This is a genomic window from Mesorhizobium sp. M2A.F.Ca.ET.037.01.1.1, assembly GCF_003998075.1.
GTDB lineage: Bacteria > Pseudomonadota > Alphaproteobacteria > Rhizobiales > Rhizobiaceae > Mesorhizobium.
The window spans coordinates 1-1,757 of the sequence record NZ_RZSA01001201.1 but is presented as its reverse complement, the minus strand read 5'-3'; the positions used below and the strand labels follow the sequence as shown (position 1 = coordinate 1,757).

Sequence of the window (1,757 nt, the reverse complement as noted above, 5' to 3'; positions counted from 1 at the left end):
ACAATCAGTTGACTGGGGGGCAGATGCAGGCCGCCGGCGGCTTCGGCGGCAGCGGCAATCCGCTCGGCGAGATCATCGAGCAGATGATGCGGCAAAGCGGCGTCGCGCCAGCGCCCCAGACGCCGCAACCCGCGCCCAATCCCTATGGCGAGAATCCGCTCGGCAAGGTGTTGCAGGACATGTTCGGCGGCGGCGCGCAGCCGCAAGGCCAGCCGCAGCAGACGCAAAGCCCCTATGGCGACAATCCGCTCGGCAAGATCTTCGAGGAGATGCTGCGCCAGGGCGGTGGCGGCTTCGGCGTGCCCGGCGGGCAGCCGGCGCCGCAGCCGCAACAGCGCCAACCGCAGCAGAGCGCGCCGCAACAGCCGCAAACCAACCCGAGCGGCCGTCCGCGAAACCCGTTCGACGACATCTTCGGCAAGATGTTCGAGACCGGTGCGCAGCAGCGCGACGAATATCAAAAGGGCCTGGAGACGATCTTCGACCAGTTCAAGCGCGACATGGACCGGCGGTGAACCCTGAACGCCGCCGGAGCGGCGTTCCGCGAGCAAGAGACCCAAGCAGATGCGCCGCAATCCTCGCCGCGACTGCTTGCAGGGGCTTTCGACCACAACTCACTACCGAGTATTCTGGATCACAAGGAAAAGCGGGATGCGCCCTTCGTCCTCTATGTTGCTACTGATGTTTGCCGCATCGCTGATGGGCTGCACAACAAGCAACGGAAACGCCGGCCAAAGCTCGAAGAACGAGGCGCAATGCGTTGGCTTCGGTTTTGAACAAGGTACGGATGCTTTCGCCAATTGCATGATGCAGCTTTCACTGCGGCAGGGAGGCTCGCAGCAGCCCGACCACGATACCCTCGTCAATCAATACAGAAGCCGCAGCAAGGCCCGACAGGGTGACGATCGTTATCCCGTGTGCAGCGCCGCAAACATGGATGCCGAGCTGGATATTACCACGGGTAAGTGGGTCGGCCCCGATTGCCAGATGGCGCCAGACTAGAGCCTGCGTCCCTAAACGGCCTTGCTGGTTTCACCAAATTGCGTGTGGCGGAAACCAACGCTTCCGTCATGTGTCGAAGCAAATAAAAAATGCCCGGTCCTGGAGGAGAACCGGGCAATGTGCAGGCTGGCCGGCGGGGAACCGGCAGGGAGTGTGGGAGCCTGCATGAAGCTTGGTCGCGCCGAGCCGTGAAAAGGTTCAGCGCGACGGGAAATCCGAGGAAACGCCGCCCTTCAGCCTACCTTACGAGCAAGGTCCTCGATCGTGTCGGCGCGCTCGCTGGCGATCACGCGCAGCTTCGCCGTCGGATCGCGGCCGAAGGGCACGCCGATGGCGACATGGAGGTCGGCGCGCGTCAGGCCGATATCGGCCAGCTCGGCGTCGGACATCTCGCCGAGGCGATAGAAGGCGCGACGGTTTTTCCAGGCGCGGTAGCTGTTGGCGATGGCATTGACCACAAGCGTCGCAACGGCCGGACGCGTGGTGATGCGCGGAGTCTCGGAGGCGAATTCAATCGTGGTCATTTCAGTCTCTCCTTCCAGGAGTCGAGCGGACGAAACCAGCCAATCGGCGCCTTGGGAGAAGCGCCGTTCCGGTTTCCATTCATTGATGTGATGCATGTCGTTGTCCCCAGAACCGGGAACCACTTCTGGGCGACATGCACTGTTCTCATGTGGACAATGACAATTTGCCATCGCGCGATTGATTAATCCAACGAATGTTTTTAATCTCTAGCATCAACATCAATGATAGGT

The 1,757-nt window shown here is 61.5% G+C and carries 2 protein-coding genes and 1 pseudogene; 2 read left to right on the top strand and 1 reads right to left on the bottom strand.

Going from position 1 to position 1,757, the window contains the following annotated elements; translation table 11 throughout:
• Positions 1 to 515 (top strand): annotated as a pseudogene (locus EOA27_RS35050) (hypothetical protein); the annotation flags it as partial.
• Between the two features lie 49 nt (positions 516 to 564).
• The gene (locus EOA27_RS35045) at positions 565 to 1,002 is read left to right on the top strand and encodes a hypothetical protein (RefSeq protein WP_126078888.1); all 438 of its coding nucleotides are present in this window, start codon (positions 565 to 567) and stop codon (positions 1,000 to 1,002) included.
• A gap of 233 nt (positions 1,003 to 1,235) precedes the next feature.
• On the opposite strand, the gene EOA27_RS35040 is transcribed toward EOA27_RS35045, so the two are convergent.
• Positions 1,236 to 1,526, bottom strand: coding sequence for a DUF1127 domain-containing protein (locus tag EOA27_RS35040; protein ID WP_126078889.1), 291 nt, complete (start codon positions 1,524 to 1,526; stop codon positions 1,236 to 1,238).
• Positions 1,527 to 1,757: the final 231 nt, after the last annotated feature.